Source organism: Novosphingobium chloroacetimidivorans (assembly GCF_014204535.1).
Taxonomy (GTDB): Bacteria; Pseudomonadota; Alphaproteobacteria; order Sphingomonadales; family Sphingomonadaceae; genus Novosphingobium; species Novosphingobium chloroacetimidivorans.
Map to the genome: position 1 here is coordinate 1 of NZ_JACHLR010000016.1, position 17,735 is coordinate 17,735.

A 17,735-nucleotide genomic window follows, 5' to 3' on the forward strand; every position below is an offset into this window, starting at 1 on the left:
GGGGTGTAACCCTCTCGGTCGAGCACTCCACCAGCGGTGACAACCCTCCGTCACGCCTTTCAGGCGCGCCACCTCCCCTTGCAGGGGAGGATCTGTCCTCCCCGATGCGGGGAGGGGGACCGCTCGCGCAGCGAGGGGTGGTGGGGACTCGCGTCCTGCCGCAAACCTCGGAGGAACCCGCCGGCAGCCTCGCGCCACGCCGAGACTCCCCTCCACCACGCTGCGCGCGGTCCCCCTCCCCGTGCCGGGGAGGACAGATCCTCGTGGCAGTCCGCAGGCGAGACCGCGCACTCCGCCCGCCTCCTCAACCTTGCCGCAAAAACCACACCTTCGCTGCACTGCAAAAAACCGCTTTACGCCGGCCCCGCGAATCGCTTACTTAATCGGTGTCGCGGTTCGCGTGGTGGCCCAAGGATGGGTCGCTTCCAGAACGCACCGCTCACACTTCAACAATACGTGGCAACGCAGCCGCCCGACCTGGTCCTCGGACCTCATGTCGTGGCGGCTTTTTCGCGTCTGTCGCATGGCGAAACGGGGAAAGCATGGCTCAGCTTCGGGGGAACACATTCAAGCGGCGCGCGGTGCTGGCGGCATTGCTGGTCAGCGTCTCGCTGGCGGGCTGCGGCAAGAGCGGCGCGCCCACGGAGAACAAGGCCGCCACCGCAAACGGGATCGAGAAGCCGAACCTCAAGCTGGGCTTCATCAAGCTGACCGACATCGCCCCGCTGGTGATCGCCAAGGAGAAGGGCTTCTTCGCGCAAGTGGGCCTGAACGTCACGCTGGAGCCGCAGGCGAACTGGAAGGTGCTGCTGGACGGTGTGGTCGCCGGCGATCTCGACTCCGCGCACATGCTGGCGGGCCAGGTGCTCGCCTCGGGCGCGGGGATCGGCGCCAAGACCAGGCTGATCACGCCCTTCAGCCTGGACATCAACGGCAAGGCGGTGACCGTATCCAACCAGGTCTACCAGATGATCGCCGGCAGCGTGCCCAAGGGCCAGCCGGTTTCCGCCTCGGTGCTCAAGCCGGTGGTCGAAAGCTTCAAGGCGCAGGGCAAGCCGTTCAAGCTGGCGATGGTCTTCCCGGTCTCCACCCATAACTACATCCTGCGCTACTGGCTGGCCGCCGGGGGGCTGAACCCCGGCTTCTACCTGCCGGGCGACACCGCGGGCACGACGGGCGCGCAAGTCCAGCTCTCGGTCACGCCGCCGCCGCAGATGCCGGCGACCATGGAGGCGGGCACGATCAGCGGCTATTCCGTGGGCGAGCCGTGGAACCAGGCCGCCGTCGCCAAGAAGATCGGCGTGCCGCTGATCGTCGACCCCGACATTGCCGGCACCACCGGCGACAAGGTCTTCGGCATGACGCAAGCGTTCGCCGACAAGAACCCCAAGACCGTCCAGGCCATGCTGCGCGCGCTGATCAAGGCATCGATGTGGCTGGACGCGGACGGCGGCAGGAACCGGCCCGAGGCGGTCAAGCTGCTGGCGAACAGCAAGTACGTCGGCGCCGACGAGAAGGTGCTGCTGGCCTCGATGACGGGCAAGTTCACCTTCGCGCCCGGCGACACCCGCGCGACGCCCGAGTTCAACCAGTTCTTCGCCAACCAGGCGAGCTATCCGATGTACTCGGACGGCATCTGGTACCTGACGCAGATGCGCCGTTGGGGCCAGATCGCCCAGGCCAAGCCCGACCAGTGGTACCTCGACACCGTCAAGGCGACCTACCGCCCCGACCTCTACGATCAGGCCGCCAAGTCGCTGGTCGATGCCGGCAAGGCCAGGGCGGAGCAGTTCCCCAAGACCGACGGCTTTCGCAACCAGACCCACAAGGCGATCGACGGCGTGCCCTTCGATGCGCACCACCCCGCCGCCTACGCCGCCGGTTTCGCGATCGGCCTGAAGGACGGTCAGAGCGTCACCCCCGCAGGCGTGAAGTGAGGACAGACCCATGAACGCAGCCACCCTCCGAAAAGACGAGTTCACAATGGCCGAGCCGATCGCCGCTCCAGCCCGGATCGCGCCGCCAGCATCGGCTCCCGCAGCCGCGCGCAAGCTGCCGTTCGGGCTCAAGCTGCCCAGCGGCAAGGCGGCGTTCGAAAGCGCCTGGCCGCCGCTCGTCGGCATCGCGGTGTTCCTGACGCTCTGGGCCATGCTGGCGCCGATGGTCGAAACCTCGCTCGGCGCGCTGCCCGGACCGGGGGACGTGTGGAACGCCTTCGTCGGCCTGCTCGGCGAATACGCCGCCGCGCGGACCGAAGCCGCCACGATCGAAGCGGCCGGCTCCATCTATACCGGCCCGCCGACTTTCGTGGACCAGATCTTCACTTCGCTGCAGACCGTGGGCGCGGGATTCGTACTCGCCTCCATTGTCGCCGTGCCGCTGGGCCTCGTCGCCGGCATGTCGAAGCGGATCAACGCCGCGATCAACCCGCTGGTGCAGATCATGCGCCCGATCAGCCCGCTCGCCTGGCTGCCGATCGTGACCATGGTCGTCTCCGCCTCGGTCACCAGCGACGATCCGACCCTGCCCAAGAGCTTCGTCATCTCGGCCATCGTGGTGATGATGTGTTCGCTCTGGCCCACGCTGATCAACACCGCGATCGGCACCGCCTCGATCGACAAGGATCTGATCAACGTCGGCCGGGTGCTGAAGCTCGGCTGGTTCGCGCGGCTGACCAAGCTCGTGCTGCCGAGCGCACTGCCCTACATCTTCACCGGTATGCGCCTGTCGCTGGGCGTGGGCTGGATGGTGCTGATCGCGGCCGAGATGCTTGCGCAGAACCCGGGCCTCGGCAAGTTCGTGTGGGACGAGTTCCAGAACGGCAACGAGCAGTCGCTCAGCCGCATCATGGTGGCGGTGGTGGTGATCGGCCTGATCGGCTTCCTGCTCGACCGGGTGATGATGGTCCTGCAGCAGCTCGCCAGCCGCAACCACGCCGTCTGAGAGGGGGAGAGACCATGACCACGATCCTTTCGATCCGCGGCCTGTCCAAAAGCTACACCGGCAAGACCGGCGCGGTGACCCAGGTGCTCGATAACGTCGGCCTGGAAGTGGAGGAGGGCGAGTTCATCGCGATCCTCGGCTTCTCGGGCGCGGGCAAGACCACGCTGGTTTCCGCCATCGCCGGGCTGATCGAGCCGGACGCGGGGCAGATCCTGCTGCGCGGGCAACCGATCGACGGGCCGGGCAAGGATCGCGGCCTGGTGTTCCAGTCCTATTCGCTATTCCCGTGGCTCACCGTCGAGAAGAACGTCGCGCTGGCGGTGGATGCGGTGCACAAGGACCGCTCGCCCGCCGAGCGCGCCGCGTTGGTGCGCCAGAAGATCGAGCTGGTCGGCCTGGGCCATGCGATGGATCGCAAGCCGGCGCAGCTGTCGGGCGGCATGCGCCAGCGCGTCTCGGTGGCGCGGGCCCTGGCGATGGAGCCGGAAATCCTGCTGCTCGACGAGCCGCTGTCGGCCCTAGACGCGCTGACCCGCGCCAAGCTGCAGGACGAGATCGAGCGTATCCGCAAGGAAGAGCGGCGCACCATCATCCTCGTCACCAACGACGTCGACGAGGCACTGCTGCTGGCCGACCGCGTCGCGATCCTGACGCCCGCCCCGGCAGCGCGGATCGGCCGTATCTTCACCGTCGACGTGCCGCGCCCGCGGGATCGCGAGGCGGTGAACGACAACGCGCACTTCCAGGCCTTGCGGCGCGAGATCGTCGGTTATCTCGGCATGCTGAACGAAGGCGGCAGCGCCGGCGAAAGCGCGGTCGCGCTGCCCAAGGTCGAGCCGATCGACTTGTCCGCGCTGCGCCTGCCCAAGGCTTACACCGACGCCGCCCGGTCGGCGGTGGAGCGGCGCTACCTCGAGTTCTTCAAGCTCAACAAGGTCTATCCCACGTCCAAGGGTCCGCTGACCGTGGTCGAGGACTTCAACCTGCTGATGGACAAGGGCGAGTTCGTCTCGCTGATCGGCCACTCGGGCTGCGGCAAGTCAACCGTGCTGACGATGGCCTCGGGGCTGAACGCCATCAGTTCGGGCGGCATCGTCCTCGACAACCGCGAGATCAGCGTGGCCGGGCCGGACAAGGCGGTGGTGTTCCAGGCGCCCAGCCTGATGCCCTGGCTCACCGCGCGCCAGAACGTCGCGCTGGGAGTCGAGCGAGTCTATCCGCACGCCACCAAGGGCGAGCGGCGCGACATCGTCGACTATTACCTCGACCGCGTCGGCCTGACGGACAGCAAGGACAAGCTGGCGGCCGAGATGTCGAACGGCATGCGCCAGCGGGTCGGCATCGCGCGGGCTTTTGCGCTCTCGCCCCGGCTGCTGCTGCTCGACGAGCCTTTCGGCATGCTCGACAGCCTGACGCGCTGGGACTTGCAGGACGTGCTGGTGGAGACCTGGAACCGCACCAAGGTGACCGCGATCATGGTCACCCACGATGTCGACGAGGCGATCCTGCTCGCCGACCGGGTGGTGATGATGACCAACGGCCCGAACGCGACCATCGGCAAGGTGCTCAAGGTCGACCTGCCCCGCCCGCGCGACCGCAAGGCGCTGCTGGAGGATCCCAGGTTCTACCAGTACCGGCAGGAGGTGCTGCACTTCCTGGCCGAGTACGACCACGGGCCGGCGAAGGCGGCGTGACGCCATAGATCCTCCCCTGCAAGGGGAAGGGGACCGCCGCTGAAAGCGGTGGTGGAGGGGTGTCACCGCTGGCGGAGTGCTCGATCGAGAGGGTTACACCCCTCCGTCAGCCGCTTCGCGTCTGCCACCTCCCCTTGCAGGGGAGGATCTGAGCGAAACAACACTGCCGCGGGCATAGCCGCCCGCCTTTCAGGCAGCCGACACCGGGCGTGAGGGAGCGCCCGAACCGCGGCAGGCAATGGCGCCTGCCTTCCGGTCCCATCCGGGGCCTGGCGGAGCGTGGACGCGCCCGCCTTGAGGGAGGCAGTGCACTATGAAGATCGAGCAACCCATCGCGCCGAGAACTGCCGTCGTCCCCGCGCAGGCGGGGACCCCGCTTGTTCTTCCATCGCCGCGCCGGAGCACAAGAAGCGGGGCCCCCGCCTCCGCGGGGGCGACGAAAGTATCAGCGTCGGTTGTAGTTGCCGGAGTGATGGTAACGCTCGCTCTCGCCACTCCCGCTCACGCCCAGCCGGGCGACCCGGTCAAGATCAGCGACCCCCTTACCATCGATCCGATCGTCGAGGGCCGCCTGCGCTACGAGCATGTCGACCAGGACAGCCTGAACCTCGATGCCGACGCCGTCACCATGCGACTGCGCGCCGGCGCAGAGCTGAGATCCGGCAACTTCTCCGTGCTGGCGGAAGGCGAGGGCACGCTGGCGCTCGACGACAATTACAATGCCTTCCCGTTCGCGGTGCCGCGATCGAGCCAGCGCCGCCCCGGCTACTCGGTGGTTCCCGATCCGCAGAACGTCGAGCTCAACCGCCTCCAGCTGGCTTACAGGAACAACGGCAATGCCCTGACCCTTGGGCGTCAGCGGATCAACCACGACGACCAGCGCTGGGTCGGCTCCGTCGGCTGGCGCCAGAACGAGCAGACTTTCGACGCCGTGCGCGGCGAGGGCAAGCTGGGCCCGGTCGTGCTCGACGCGACTTATGCCTGGAGCCAGCGCACGATCTTCGGCGAGGATGCGGGGCCGCGCCAGGCCTACGACGGCAACCTGTTCCTGCTCAACGGCGGCGTGAAGGCCGGCCCGGTGCAGGTGAAGGCCTTCGCCTACCTGCTCGACTTCGACGACCCGCTGCAACTGGTGAACTCGACCCAGACCTTCGGCCTGCGTGCGCAGACGGTGCTGCCGGTCACGCCCAAGGTGAAGATCGACCTGCTGGGCTCCTACGCCCGACAGTCCGACTGGAAGAGCAGCCCGCGCGATTACGCCGCCAATTACGGCTACGCGGAAGGCGGGGTGACCGTCTCGGGCCTGCGCCTGGGCGGCGGCTGGGAAATGCTGGGATCGAACCGCAACGTCTCGGTGCAGACGCCGCTCGCCACCCTGCACAAGTTCAACGGCTGGGCCGACGTGTTCCTCACCAACCCGGCGCAGGGGCTTCAGGATGCCTGGGGCTCGGTCGGCTACAGCTTCAGCCAGGTCAAGGCGGTGCAGGGCCTGAACACGCAGGTGATCTACCACCAGTTCGACAGCGACAAGGGCGGCATCGAATTCGGCACCGAATGGGACGCGCAGGTCGCATTCAAGGTCGGGCGTTACGGCTTCCTGGCCAAGTACGCGAACTACCAGGCCGCGAACGCGCGCACGGCGGACAAGGAGATCCTCTGGCTGCAGGCTGAGTTTGCGTTGTAAGGTGGATCGCCCCTCCACCCCCGCCTGCGGCGGCGGTCCCCCTCCCTGAGACAAGCTCGGGGAGGATCTAAAACGGCCTGAAGTCCTCCTCGAGCTTGCTCGGGGAGGGGGACCGCTCGCGAGGCGAGTGGTGGAGGGGCAGGGACCTCACCGCAACTCTGCTGCACTGCAAAAACACCTTGCCCCCAAGTAGGCGAATCGCTTACACTCCAGCCAAGCGATCGAGCGCCGTCCGACGAAGGACGATCAGCGCCTCGCCCACCCACTGACAGACGCGTGGCAATGAAGCCGCCCGTGATCCTCTCGAAGGATCGCTGGCGGCTTTTTTCGTTGTGCGCGTCGCTGACGGAGACGCGATGTGAATGCACCGATGACCTTCGACACAGGAGCGCCTCCGCCCAAAGGCTCTAGGGAGCGGCTCGTCGTGATCGGCAACGGCATGGCCGGCTGCCGCGCCGTCGAGGAGATCCTAGCCCGCGATCCGAACCGTTTCGAGATCACCATCTTCGGCGCCGAGCCGCGGGTGAACTACAACCGCATCATGCTCTCGCCCGTGCTCGCCGGCGACAAGAGCTTCGACGAGATCGTCATCAACGGTGCGGACTGGTACACCGACAACGGCATCACCCTGGTATCGGGCGACCGGGTCGACCACATCGACCGTGCGCACAAGTGCGTCGTCGCCCGGTCCGGCCGGGTCGAGCCCTACGACACGCTGCTGATCGCCACCGGCTCCGACCCGTTCATCATCCCCATACCGGGCCACGATCTGGACGGCGTGGTGACCTTCCGCGACTTGGATGACGTCGACAAGATGCTTGCGGCCGCCGAGAAGGGCGGGGATGCGGTGGTGATCGGCGGCGGGCTGCTCGGCCTGGAAGCGGCGCACGGCCTCTCCTTGCGCGGCATGAAGGTCACCGTCGTCCACCTGATGCCGACGCTGATGGAGCGCCAACTGGACGAAGCCGCCGGCTACCTGCTCAAGACCGAGTTGGAGCGTCGTGGCCAGACCATCCTCACCGGCGCGAACACCAAGGCGATCCATGGGCTGGACGGGAAAGTCGTCGGGATCGAGCTGGAGGACGGCACCAGGGTCAAGGCCGACATCGTCGTCATGGCCGCCGGTATCCGCCCCTCGACCGGCCTCGCCAAGGCCGCCGGCCTGGAGTGCGAGCGCGGTGTCATGGTCGACGACCACATGGTCACCTCCGACCCCGACGTGCTCGCGGTCGGCGAATGCGTCCAGCACCGCGGGCTTTGCTACGGCCTCGTCGCGCCGCTGTGGGAAATGTGCCGCGCGCTCGCCGACCATGTCACCGACGCGCCTAGCGGCTACCTCGGCTCTGTCACGTCGACCAAGCTCAAGGTTTCCGGGATCGACTTGTTCTCCGCGGGCGACTTCTCGGGCGGCGAAGGCTGCGAGGACATCGTCCTGCGCGACGCCGCGCGCGGCGTGTACAAGCGCGTGGTCCTGAAGGACGACAAGCTGGTCGGCGCGGTGCTCTACGGCGATACCGCCGATGGCTCCTGGTACTTCGATCTGCTCAAGAAGGGCGAGAGCGTTGCCGATCTCCGCGAGGGCCTGATCTTCGGGCAGGCCTTCGCTTCCGGGGGCGCCCTCGCGGACCCTAATGCCGCCGTTGCCAACCTCTCGGACGAGGCCGAGATCTGCGGGTGCAACGGCGTTTCCAAGGGCACCGTGGTCAAATCGATCCTCGCCGGTGCTTGCTCGCTCGACGCGGTGCGCTCCACCTGCAAGGCCTCGGCCAGCTGCGGGTCGTGCACGGGCCTAGTCGAATTGCTGCTGAGCCTCACCATGGGCGAGGACTACGGCGGCGCTCGCGAGGTGAAGACGCTCTGCAAGTGCACCAGCTTCGGCCATGACGACGTGCGCCGCCTAATCGTGGAGAAGCAGCTCAAGTCGATCCCGCAGGTGATGCAGGAACTGCACTGGTCGACGCCCGACGGCTGCGCCTCGTGCCGCCCGGCGCTCAACTACTACCTGCTTTGCGCGCTGCCCGGCGCGTACGTGGACGATCAGAAAAGCCGCTTCGTCAACGAGCGGATGCACGCCAACATCCAGAAGGACGGCACCTATTCCGTGGTCCCGCGCATGTGGGGGGGCCTCACCAACCCGCGTGAATTGCGGGCGATCGCGGATGTCGTCGAGAAGTTCAACGCACCCATGGTCAAGGTCACCGGCGGCCAGCGGCTCGACATTTTCGGGATCAGGAAGGAGGACCTGCCCGCCGTCTGGGCGGATCTCAACGCCGCGGGGATGGTCTCGGGCCACGCCTACGGCAAGAGCTTGCGCACGGTGAAGACCTGTGTCGGCTCGGAATGGTGCCGCTTCGGCACGCAGGATTCCACTGGCCTTGGCGTCAAGATCGAGCAGATGACCTGGGGCAGTTGGATGCCGCACAAGTTCAAGATCGCGGTCAGCGGCTGCCCCAGAAACTGCGCGGAGGCGACGATCAAGGACTTCGGCGTGGTCTGCGTCGACTCGGGCTACGAGCTGCACGTCGGCGGCAACGGCGGCATCAAGGTGCGCGCCACCGACTTCCTGTGCAAGGTCGCCACCGAGGAAGAGGCGATGGACGTGTGCGCCGCCTTCACGCAGCTCTATCGCGAGGAGGCGCATTACCTGGAGCGCACCGCGCCGTGGATCGAGCGGGTCGGCCTCGATCATATCAAGTCCAGGCTGCTCGACGATCCCGACGCGATCCGGCGCTACGCCGCGCGCTTCCGCTATTCGCAGCAGTTCTCGCAGGACGACCCCTGGGCCAAGCGCGCCTCCGGAGAACGCCGCGACCTGCACGCCCACATCGCGACCGTCCGCCCGTTGGTCGTGACCCCTGAGATGGAGAACGCCTGATGCACGGCGATTGGCTCGACATCGGTCCCAAGACGCAGATCGAACCCGGCACCGCGCGCACCCTGCCGGTCGAAGGCGGGGAGGAGATCGCCGTGTTCCACACCATGCGCGGCGAGTTCTTCGCGCTGGTGAACGCCTGCCCGCACAAGCAAGGCCCGCTCAGCCAGGGCATCGTCCATGGCGACGTGGTGACGTGTCCGCTGCACAACTGGAACATCTCGCTGAGGAGCGGCAATGCCCTGGGCGCGGACGAGGGCTGCGTGCCGACCATCCCGCTGAGGGTGGATGCAGGGCGCATCTACCTCAAGCGCTCGGCGGTGCTGTCCCCGCGTGCGGTTCTGGCGTGATGCCTGTCCTCCCAGATCCGGGGAGGGGGACCGCCCGCAGGGTGGTGGAGGGGATTCGCGTCCTCCGGCGACCTTTGGAGATGGCGAGACTCCCCTCCGTCACGCGCTCCGCGCGCGCCACCTCCCCGGTCCGGGGAGGACAGCAATGATCAACACCACCTGCGCCTACTGCGGCGTCGGCTGCGGCATCACCGCCACCGTCACCGGCCCCCGCTCGGTACAGATCAAGGGTGACGCCGAGCACCCCGCCAACCACGGCCGGCTGTGCTCAAAGGGCACGCACCTGGGCGAAACCGTCAGCCTCGAAGGCCGCCTGCTCCACCCCATGATCGGCGACAATCGCGCCACTTGGGACCAAGCCCTCGACCTCGTCGCCGGCAGGATGCGCGACTGCATCGCCGAGCATGGTCCCGATTCGGTCGCCTTCTACGTCTCGGGCCAGCTGCTGACCGAGGACTACTACGCCGCCAACAAGCTGATGAAGGGCTTCGTCGGCAGCGCCAACATCGACACCAACTCGCGCCTGTGCATGGCCAGCGCCGTCGCCGCGCACAACCGGGCCTTCGGCGAGGACGTGGTGCCGTGCTCGTACGAGGACCTGGAGGAGGCGGACCTGATCCTGCTGGTCGGCTCCAACACCGCCTGGTGCCACCCGGTGATCTGGCAACGCATCGAGGCGGCGCGCGAGAAGCGCGGCACCAGGCTGGTCGTGATCGACCCGCGCCGCACCGAAACCGCCGAGCAGGCGGATCTCTACGTACCAGTCGCGCCCGATGGCGACGTGGCGCTGTTCAACGCACTGCTCGCGGAGATGCGGGAGCGCGGGCTGTTGGATGAAGGCTACCTCGCCGAACGCGTCGAGGTGGATGCGGGGTTCTGGTCCGAACTTGCTCCTTACCGTCGCCCCCGCGCAGGCGGGGGCCCCGCTACTTGCGGCACAGGGCAGCGCGTGGACCAAGAAAGCGGGGCCCCCGCCTGCGCGGGGGCGACGGCGAGTTTTGCTGCCGAGCTTGCGCGCCAAGCCGGCATCCCCGCCGCCACCTTCACCCAGCTTGCCGACCTCGTCGCCGCCCACCCCCGCACCGTCACCCTGTTCAGCCAGGGCGCCAATCAGTCGGTCTGCGGCACCGACAAGGGCAACGCGATCATCAACCTCCACCTCGCCACCGGCCGCATCAACCGGCCCGGCGCGGGACCGTTCTCGATCACCGGCCAGCCCAACGCCATGGGCGGGCGCGAAGTGGGCGGGCTCGCCAACATGCTCGCCTGCCACCTCGGCTTCACGAACGATGAGCGCGATGCGGTGGCGCGGTTCTGGCAGGCGCCGAACATCTGCACCGGCCCGGGCCTCAAGGCGGTCGACCTGTTCCGCGCGGTGCATGACGGTCGGATCAAGTTCCTCTGGGTCATGGCCACCAACCCCGCCGTTTCGATGCCCGACAGCGGCTTCGTGCGCGAGGCGCTGGCCCGCTGCCCCACCGTGGTCGTCTCGGACGTCATCGCCGACACCGACACCGGCCGCTTCGCCCACATCCGCCTGCCCGCGCTCGCCTGGGGCGAGAAGGACGGCACCGTCACCAACTCCGAGCGCCGCGTGAGCCGCCAGCGCGCCTTGTTCGCGCCACCGGGCGAGGCCCGCGCCGACTGGCGGATCGTAGCGCAAGTCGCCGAACGGCTGGGCTGGGGCGAGCACTTCGCGTGGGACCACCCTGCGGGCGTGTTCCGCGAGTTCGCCGCCATGACCGGCCTTGCCGCAGAGCGCGGCAAGGTGCTCGACCTCACTGCCCTGGCCAACCTCGATGACGCGGCCTACGAGACCATGGCCCCGTTCCAGTGGGGCGGCGCTTACCCGCTCGCGCACGGCTACCCGACGCCGAGCGGCAAGGCCCGCCTCGTCAGCGTCGCGCCGGCAGAGCCGCATACCGACAGCGCCTACCCGCTGCGCCTCAACACCGTGCGCTACCGCGACCAATGGCACACGATGACGCGCACCGGCCTCTCGCCGACGCTGTCGCAGCACCGGCCCGAGGCGCTGCTCGAAGTGCACCCGCAGGATGCGCTGGCGCAGGGGCTTTCCGATGGCGGGCTTGCCCGTGTCGAGAGCGCCAGCGGCGCCAGCGTGTTCCGGGTCCGGGTCACCGCCACGCAGCGGCCCGGCGAGATCTGCGTGCCGATGCACTGGACAGACGCCATGGCCTGCGGTGCCCGCGCTAACCGGCTGCCGGGGCAGGGCACCGACCCGATCTCCGGCCAACCCGGGTTCAAGAACGCCGCCGCCCGCGTCCAGCCGGTCAAGCCCGAGTGGCGCGCCTTTGTCGCGAGCCGAGAGGCGATCGCGCCAGCGGGCCTGCTCTACTGGAGCCGCTCGCGCATCCCCGGCGGCTGGCTGACCGAACTCGCCGGAGAGGGCGCGGTGGACCTTGGCGCGCTGTTGCCTGCGGGCGAGCGCGTCGAAGTGGTCGACGTGGCCCGTGGCATGCGCCGGATCGTGGTACAAGGCGGGGACGGCAGCCTTGCCGCCGCGCTCTATCTCACGCGTTCGGGCGACCTGCCGCGCCGGGACTGGATCGCCGCGCAGCTCGGCGGGGGCGAGGCCCACCCGGTCGAACTGCTTGCCGGCCGCCCCTCGACGCCGATGGTGGAACGCGGTGCGATCGTGTGCGTCTGCCACGGCGTCGGCGAAAAGGACATCGCCGCCGCCTTCGAGGTCGGCGCCGCCACTGTCGCGGCGATCGGCGCGGCGACCTGCGCGGGCACCAATTGCGGCAGCTGCCGTCCGGCGATCGCGCGGCTGCTGGAAGCCTGCAACGCCCGCGAGAGGGAGGCCGCCGAATGACGCGCTCGTCCAAGGATTTCGCAGCCGATTTCCCGAAAGGCTCGGTCTGGCTGGTCGGCGCCGGTCCCGGCGATCCCGAGCTGCTGACTCGCAAGGCAGAGCGGCTGATCGGGCAGGCCAGCGTCGTGTTCTACGATGCGCTGGTCGGTCCCGAGGTGCTGGACATGGCACGGGCGTCCGCGCGGCTGGTGCATGTCGGCAAGCGTTCGGGCCGGCATTCGAAGGACCAGACGACGATCGACGCGCTGATCGTTGAGGCGGCACTGGCCGGCGAGCGGGTGGTGCGCCTGAAAGGTGGCGATCCCTCGATCTTCGGCCGCGCGACCGAGGAACTGGAAGCCTGTCGCGCCGCCGGGGTGCAGGTGCGCGTCTGTCCCGGCGTGACCGCAGCGAGCGCCGCGGCGGCGAGCCTGGGCGCATCGCTGACGCTGCGCGGCCTCGCGCGCAAGCTGACCTTCGTTACCGCGCATGCCCGTGCGGGTGAGCCGCTCGATCTCGACTGGACGCGTCTGGCCGATCCCGAAGCGACCCTGGCGGTCTACATGGGCAAGGCGGCTGCTGGCGAGGTATCGTCACGGCTGATGGCACAAGGCCTTGCGGGTGACACGCCCGTCGCGCTGGTCGAATCGGCCAGCTTGCCCGAAGAGCGGGTGTTCTTGACGCGGCTCGATCTGCTGGCGCTCAGCGCGAAAACGGCGCTGGGGGACGGTCCGGCGCTGCTCCTGATCGGTGAGGCGTTGCGGGCGGTGTCATCCCGACGCGAGCTGAAATCCACCACCACGTCATTCCCGAGAAGGCGGGAATCCATCTCCTGAGCTCCCGATTGGCGCTACGGTGAGTTGCCGCGGGGCGATGCCGCTGCCCTTCGACCCTGCCCTTACCGTCGAACCATCGGCGCGTACCGGAGATGGATCCCCGCCTGCGCGGGGATGACGAGCATCTTGGGGGTAAGAGGAATCTGCGGGGCCGGGACCACGTGTGATCGACCCGGTTCCTACATTACCCCAGCAGCCTCTCGGCGATCCTGCGCACGTCGGCGCCCATGTCCGGCCGGTCGAGCGCGATCGCCAGCGTCGCCTCCACGAAGCCCAGCTTGGAACCGCAATCGAACCGGCGGCCCTGGAAGGTCACCGCATGGAACGGCTGCGTGTCGATCAGCTTGGCCATCGAGTCGGTCAGCTGGATTTCGCCGCCGGCGCCCTTGTCCTGCGTGGCCAGCAAACCCATGACTTCGGGCTGGAGGATGTAGCGGCCCGAGACGATTAGGTTGGATGGCGCCTCGTCCACCTTGGGCTTCTCGACCAGGCCCTTGACCTCGGTCAGGTTCCCCTTGCTGGCACCGGGCGCGATCACGCCGTAGCTGGAGACGTCCTCGCGCGGCACTTCCAGCACCGAGATCAGGTTGCCGCCCACTTCGTTGTAGGCCTCGATCATCTGCGCCATGCAGCCGGGTTTGCCGTACATCAGCTCGTCGGGCAGGAAGATTGCAAAGGGCTCGTCGCCCACCACCGCGCGCGCGCACCACACGGCATGGCCCAGGCCCAGCGGCACTTGCTGGCGCACGGTGGTGAGATTTCCGGGCTGCATCCGCGTCGATTCGAGTGGATCGAGCGACTTGCCGCGACCGGTCATGGTCGCTTCCAGCTCGTACGCGGTGTCGAAATGCTCGACGATGGCGGTCTTGCCGCGGCCGGTAACGAAGACGAATTCCTCTATCCCAGCCTCACGTGCTTCGTCGACCGCGTACTGGATCAGCGGGCGATCGACGATCGGCAGCAGTTCCTTGGGGATCGCTTTCGTCGCGGGCAGAAATCGCGTGCCCAGACCGGCAACGGGAAAAACGGCTTTTTTGACGGGCTTGCGAAACTGGGTGTCGGACATCGGCGCTTCAATCCCCTGTAAGCGGCACTCTGTGGCATGTGGAACTCTATGCTGCACTGCATCTTAAAGCGGCATCGTCTTAGCAAGGCAATTGCTTGCAGACGATGGTTGCGATTGCGTGAACGCCGCGGTGCATCATCCGTTTCGGAGCGACCGGCCGTGTGAGGTAACGGCCTGGCCTTGTGCCCGGCCGCGCTCGCTTGCTGCCTGTCACAAACGCGCTAAAGGGCCGTGATGGACAAGATCATCATCGAAGGCGGCAAGCGCCTCTCGGGCACCATCCCCGTTTCCGGCGCCAAGAATGCGGCACTGACCCTGTTGCCCTGCGCGCTGCTGACCGACGAGCCGCTGACGTTGCGCAACCTGCCGCGCCTGGCCGACATCGACGGTTTCCAGCACCTGATGAACCAGTTCGGCATTTCGACCACGATCGCCGGTTCGCGGCCGGAGGACTTCGGCCGGGTGATGACGCTGGCCGCCACCCGCATCACCAGCTCGGTCGCGCCTTACGAACTGGTGCGCAAGATGCGCGCCTCGATCCTGGTGCTCGGCCCGATGCTGGCGCGCATGGGCGAGGCGACCGTGTCGCTCCCCGGCGGCTGCGCCATCGGCAACCGCCCGATCGACCTGCACTTGAAGGCTCTCGAAGCGCTGGGCGCGACGATCGAGATGGCGGCGGGCTACGTGCGCGCGATCGCGCCGGACGGCGGGTTGCCCGGTGGGCGCTACTCGTTCCCGGTGGTTTCGGTCGGCGCGACCGAGAACGCGCTGATGGCGGCGGCGACCGCGCGCGGCAAGTCGACGCTACACAACGCCGCGCGCGAGCCGGAGATCGTCGACCTGTGCAACCTGCTGGTGGCGATGGGTGCGCAGATCGAGGGGATCGGCAGCAGCGACCTCACCATCCACGGCGTGCCGCGTCTCCATGGCGCCACCTACCGCGTCATGCCGGACCGGATCGAGGCGGGCAGCTATGCTTGCGCCGCCGCGATCACCGGGGGCGAAGTGACGCTGACCGGTACGCGGATCGAGGAGATGGATGCGACCATCCAGGCGCTGCGCAGCGCCGGCGTGCATGTCGAGCCACGGCCCGAGGGGCTGCACATCGCCGCCGATGGCAAGCTGCGCGCGGTGACCCTGGCGACCGCGCCGTACCCGGGCTTCGCCACCGACATGCAGGCCCAGCTGATGGCGCTGCTGTGCATGGCTGAGGGATCGAGCGTGCTGACCGAGACGATCTTCGAGAACCGCTACATGCACGTGCCCGAGCTCAACCGCATGGGCGCGCGGATCGAGACGTCGGGCCGCACTGCCATCGTCCACGGCGTGGGCAAGCTGCACGGCGCCGAGGTCATGGCGACCGACTTGCGCGCCTCGATGAGCTTGGTCATCGCGGGCCTGGCGGCGGAGGGGGAGACGCAGGTCCACCGCCTTTACCACCTCGATCGCGGCTATGAGCGGCTGGAGGAGAAGCTCTCGCTGCTCGGGGCACAGGTCGAGCGCGTCGGCGGCGAGTAACGCAGGAACCGGCCCGAGCCCTCGCGCGTTTCACTTGAGAAAATCCGAGAGGAGTACGTCATGGGCTTGATCAGGTTGGCACTCGCCGGCGGTGCCGGTTACGCATTATACAAGTATGCCACCCGTCAGGACACGGGCGAAACCCAAGGCAAGGCGGCCTATGCCGGCTCTATCGGTGGTCCGACCGGCAACTTCTCACAAGTGCGCGACGCCGGTCCTCACGAGATGTCGAATGCACCCAAGACCTGGAACAGGGTCGACGAAGCCAGCGACGAAAGTTTCCCCGCGAGCGACCCGCCCGCAAACTACTGAAGCCCTGAGAGGATCGCCAACGAAACGGGCGGCGGGCACGCATCCGCCGCCTTTTCGTATGGGCATGAGACACAGAGCCGCAGGCGAGGGTCACGACGTAGTTAGGTTTGGCCCTCTCCCCTCCCCCTCGTCATTGCGAGCGTAGCGAAGCAATCCACGGCAACGGCCGCCTCCTGCCGATTCGTCGGACCTCTGGCCCGTAACGACGGCGAAGCCTTGCGAGATATCAGCTCAGCGCCCGCCCCATGGAAATCCGCGCTTCCTCGCCGAAGCCCAGCTTGCGGTAGAATTCGGCCACGGACTGGTTGCCCGCGCGCACCTGAAGGTTGACCTTGACGCAGCCGAGCTCGGCCAGTCGGCGGCAGGCTTCCTCCACCAACGCCCGGCCGATGCCTTTGCCACGATGTCCCGGATCGGACGCGACGGCATAGAGCCAGCCACGATGGCCGTCGTAGCCCGCCATGATTGTGCCGAGCACCCGGCCGGCTGCGTCTTCGGCGACCAGCAGCAGGCCGTCGCCCAGCGCAAGCTTGGCGGGGATGGCGGCGGCGGCACGGTTGCGCGGCGGATCGTCGGGAAAGCACGCCTGCCACAAGGCATCGACCTGGTCGAAGTGGCGCGGCTGGTAGCCGATGACCTTCATGTCGAGACGAGCCAGACCCGAATCGCCCCGGCCAGGCCGGGCGGGGTCTCGGCCTCGAGCCGCTCGGCATCGATCCGTGCGACCAGCGCATTGATCGGCACACCCTCGGCGCTCGCCCGCGCACGCAGCATGTCCCAGAACACCGGCTCCAGGCTGATCGAGGTCTTGTGCCCCGCGATCTCGACCGAGCGCTTGACGGGAGGATGGAACGGCACGGCCATGCGCCAGGGTAGCGTGCGCCGGAGCAGGCCGGCAAGCCTCTGGCGAACATCCGGGCGATCCGCCATCCTGCACCCCCATCGTCGACAAGGGACATGCCCATGCGATTCGAATTGATTGCCGGCCTGGCGCTTGCCGCAACTGCCATGCCTTCGCTCGCACAACCCGCGGCGCGAGCGGCCCTGCCGCCGGAGATCGGCAAGCTGTACGGCCAGCTCGGCAAGGCGATCACGACCCATGATGCGGCGGGCGTGAAGGAGGTTTGGGCGGACGACTTCGTGGTCAACGCGCCCAGCAACACGATCCTCCATCGCGACGAGGTGATCGCGGCGATGGACGGTGACTTGCTCGACTATAGGGACTTCAAGAAGACCATCGCCTACGTCGGGGTGCAGCCCGCACTAGTGATCGTGATGGGACATGACACCATGGTCCCGCTCAAGGGGCCGGGCGCCGGCAAGCAGGTGTTCCGGCCGTTCACCGACGTCTGGGCCAAGCGCGGCGAGCGGTGGTGGCTGGTTGCCCGGCAGGCGACGATCGCAAGCGCGACGCCTTAGCGCCGTGGCCTGAGGTTGGGCTTTCAAGTGCCTGCCTGCCGGAGTTGGAGGGAGCCTGGCGCGTTCAGACAACGCCGATCGGCGTCAAGAGCTGTCGGGCTGCGTTCTGTCCACTTCGACTGTTCCGACCACCCCGCCGCCCCCGCGCAGCTGGGGTCCCCACTTGTTCTTTCCGAAGCAGGACTGTCCGAGAAGAAGCGGGGCCCCCGCCTGCGCGGGGGCGACG

14 protein-coding genes are annotated in these 17,735 nt (G+C 67.8%); 11 read left to right on the top strand and 3 right to left on the bottom strand.

Features of this window, described 5'->3' with window-relative positions; all coding sequences use genetic code 11:
• The first annotated feature begins 542 nt into the window (after positions 1-542).
• The 8 genes from HNO88_RS16295 (at position 543) to cobA (ending at position 13,194) form a co-directional block, all read left to right on the top strand.
• On the top strand, positions 543-1,937 hold the full coding sequence (locus HNO88_RS16295) for a CmpA/NrtA family ABC transporter substrate-binding protein (protein WP_184247913.1): 1,395 nt from the start codon (positions 543-545) through the stop codon (positions 1,935-1,937).
• A 10-nt stretch (positions 1,938-1,947) separates the two neighbouring features.
• The gene (locus tag HNO88_RS16300; protein WP_184247915.1) at positions 1,948-2,943 is read left to right on the top strand and encodes an ABC transporter permease; all 996 of its coding nucleotides are present in this window, start codon (positions 1,948-1,950) and stop codon (positions 2,941-2,943) included.
• A gap of 14 nt (positions 2,944-2,957) precedes the next feature.
• The gene (locus HNO88_RS16305; protein ID WP_184247918.1) at positions 2,958-4,637 is read left to right on the top strand and encodes an ABC transporter ATP-binding protein; all 1,680 of its coding nucleotides are present in this window, start codon (positions 2,958-2,960) and stop codon (positions 4,635-4,637) included.
• Between the two features lie 472 nt (positions 4,638-5,109).
• Entirely contained in the window at positions 5,110-6,321 is a 1,212-nt protein-coding gene (locus HNO88_RS16310; protein ID WP_184247921.1) for an alginate export family protein, read from the top strand.
• Positions 6,322-6,691: 370 nt separating this feature from the next.
• Positions 6,692-9,196, top strand: coding sequence for a nitrite reductase large subunit NirB (gene nirB, locus HNO88_RS16315; protein ID WP_184247924.1), 2,505 nt, complete (start codon positions 6,692-6,694; stop codon positions 9,194-9,196).
• Complete coding sequence (gene nirD, locus HNO88_RS16320; RefSeq protein ID WP_184247927.1) at positions 9,196-9,543, top strand: nitrite reductase small subunit NirD; 348 nt, start codon at positions 9,196-9,198, stop codon at positions 9,541-9,543. Before nirB ends, nirD begins: the two co-directional genes overlap by 1 nt.
• 145 nt (positions 9,544-9,688) lie before the next feature.
• The gene (locus tag HNO88_RS16325; RefSeq protein ID WP_184247930.1) at positions 9,689-12,379 is read left to right on the top strand and encodes a nitrate reductase; all 2,691 of its coding nucleotides are present in this window, start codon (positions 9,689-9,691) and stop codon (positions 12,377-12,379) included.
• On the top strand, positions 12,376-13,194 hold the full coding sequence (gene cobA, locus HNO88_RS16330; protein WP_184247933.1) for a uroporphyrinogen-III C-methyltransferase: 819 nt from the start codon (positions 12,376-12,378) through the stop codon (positions 13,192-13,194). The genes HNO88_RS16325 and cobA overlap by 4 nt, the downstream gene beginning before the upstream one ends.
• 184 nt (positions 13,195-13,378) lie before the next feature.
• On the opposite strand, the gene galU is transcribed toward cobA, so the two are convergent.
• Complete coding sequence (gene galU, locus HNO88_RS16335) at positions 13,379-14,260, bottom strand: UTP--glucose-1-phosphate uridylyltransferase GalU (protein ID WP_184247936.1); 882 nt, start codon at positions 14,258-14,260, stop codon at positions 13,379-13,381.
• A 234-nt stretch (positions 14,261-14,494) separates the two neighbouring features.
• Between galU and murA the strand changes: the two genes are divergently transcribed.
• Together murA and HNO88_RS16345 are read left to right on the top strand one after the other, a co-directional pair.
• Positions 14,495-15,778, top strand: a complete 1,284-nt coding sequence (murA, locus tag HNO88_RS16340) for a UDP-N-acetylglucosamine 1-carboxyvinyltransferase (protein ID WP_184247940.1) — start codon at positions 14,495-14,497, stop codon at positions 15,776-15,778.
• A 60-nt stretch (positions 15,779-15,838) separates the two neighbouring features.
• On the top strand, positions 15,839-16,090 hold the full coding sequence (locus tag HNO88_RS16345; protein ID WP_184247944.1) for a hypothetical protein: 252 nt from the start codon (positions 15,839-15,841) through the stop codon (positions 16,088-16,090).
• Between the two features lie 226 nt (positions 16,091-16,316).
• Here HNO88_RS16345 and HNO88_RS16350 read toward each other — a convergent pair whose 3' ends face one another.
• Both HNO88_RS16350 and HNO88_RS16355 read right to left on the bottom strand, forming a co-directional pair.
• Positions 16,317-16,733: a GNAT family acetyltransferase gene (locus HNO88_RS16350; RefSeq protein ID WP_184247947.1), complete on the bottom strand. Its 417-nt coding sequence runs from the start codon at positions 16,731-16,733 to the stop codon at positions 16,317-16,319.
• The gene (locus HNO88_RS16355; RefSeq protein WP_184248233.1) at positions 16,730-16,954 is read right to left on the bottom strand and encodes a ribbon-helix-helix domain-containing protein; all 225 of its coding nucleotides are present in this window, start codon (positions 16,952-16,954) and stop codon (positions 16,730-16,732) included. Before HNO88_RS16355 ends, HNO88_RS16350 begins: the two co-directional genes overlap by 4 nt.
• Positions 16,955-17,053: 99 nt before the next feature.
• Between HNO88_RS16355 and HNO88_RS16360 the strand changes: the two genes are divergently transcribed.
• Positions 17,054-17,509: a nuclear transport factor 2 family protein gene (locus HNO88_RS16360; RefSeq protein WP_184247950.1), complete on the top strand. Its 456-nt coding sequence runs from the start codon at positions 17,054-17,056 to the stop codon at positions 17,507-17,509.
• Positions 17,510-17,735: the final 226 nt, after the last annotated feature.

What these genes read in the sequence shown, in the direction of transcription:
- HNO88_RS16295 (WP_184247913.1), top strand. Translation starts at nt 543, where the DNA reads ATGGCTCAGCTTCGGGGGAACACATTCAAGCGGCGCGCGGTGCTGGCG.
- HNO88_RS16300 (WP_184247915.1), top strand. Translation starts at nt 1,948, where the DNA reads ATGAACGCAGCCACCCTCCGAAAAGACGAGTTCACAATGGCCGAGCCG.
- HNO88_RS16305 (WP_184247918.1), top strand. Translation starts at nt 2,958, where the DNA reads ATGACCACGATCCTTTCGATCCGCGGCCTGTCCAAAAGCTACACCGGC.
- HNO88_RS16310 (WP_184247921.1), top strand. Translation starts at nt 5,110, where the DNA reads ATGGTAACGCTCGCTCTCGCCACTCCCGCTCACGCCCAGCCGGGCGAC.
- nirB (WP_184247924.1), top strand. Translation starts at nt 6,692, where the DNA reads ATGACCTTCGACACAGGAGCGCCTCCGCCCAAAGGCTCTAGGGAGCGG.
- nirD (WP_184247927.1), top strand. Translation starts at nt 9,196, where the DNA reads ATGCACGGCGATTGGCTCGACATCGGTCCCAAGACGCAGATCGAACCC.
- HNO88_RS16325 (WP_184247930.1), top strand. Translation starts at nt 9,689, where the DNA reads ATGATCAACACCACCTGCGCCTACTGCGGCGTCGGCTGCGGCATCACC.
- cobA (WP_184247933.1), top strand. Translation starts at nt 12,376, where the DNA reads ATGACGCGCTCGTCCAAGGATTTCGCAGCCGATTTCCCGAAAGGCTCG.
- galU (WP_184247936.1), bottom strand. Translation starts at nt 14,260, where the DNA reads ATGTCCGACACCCAGTTTCGCAAGCCCGTCAAAAAAGCCGTTTTTCCC.
- murA (WP_184247940.1), top strand. Translation starts at nt 14,495, where the DNA reads ATGGACAAGATCATCATCGAAGGCGGCAAGCGCCTCTCGGGCACCATC.
- HNO88_RS16345 (WP_184247944.1), top strand. Translation starts at nt 15,839, where the DNA reads ATGGGCTTGATCAGGTTGGCACTCGCCGGCGGTGCCGGTTACGCATTA.
- HNO88_RS16350 (WP_184247947.1), bottom strand. Translation starts at nt 16,733, where the DNA reads ATGAAGGTCATCGGCTACCAGCCGCGCCACTTCGACCAGGTCGATGCC.
- HNO88_RS16355 (WP_184248233.1), bottom strand. Translation starts at nt 16,954, where the DNA reads ATGGCCGTGCCGTTCCATCCTCCCGTCAAGCGCTCGGTCGAGATCGCG.
- HNO88_RS16360 (WP_184247950.1), top strand. Translation starts at nt 17,054, where the DNA reads ATGCGATTCGAATTGATTGCCGGCCTGGCGCTTGCCGCAACTGCCATG.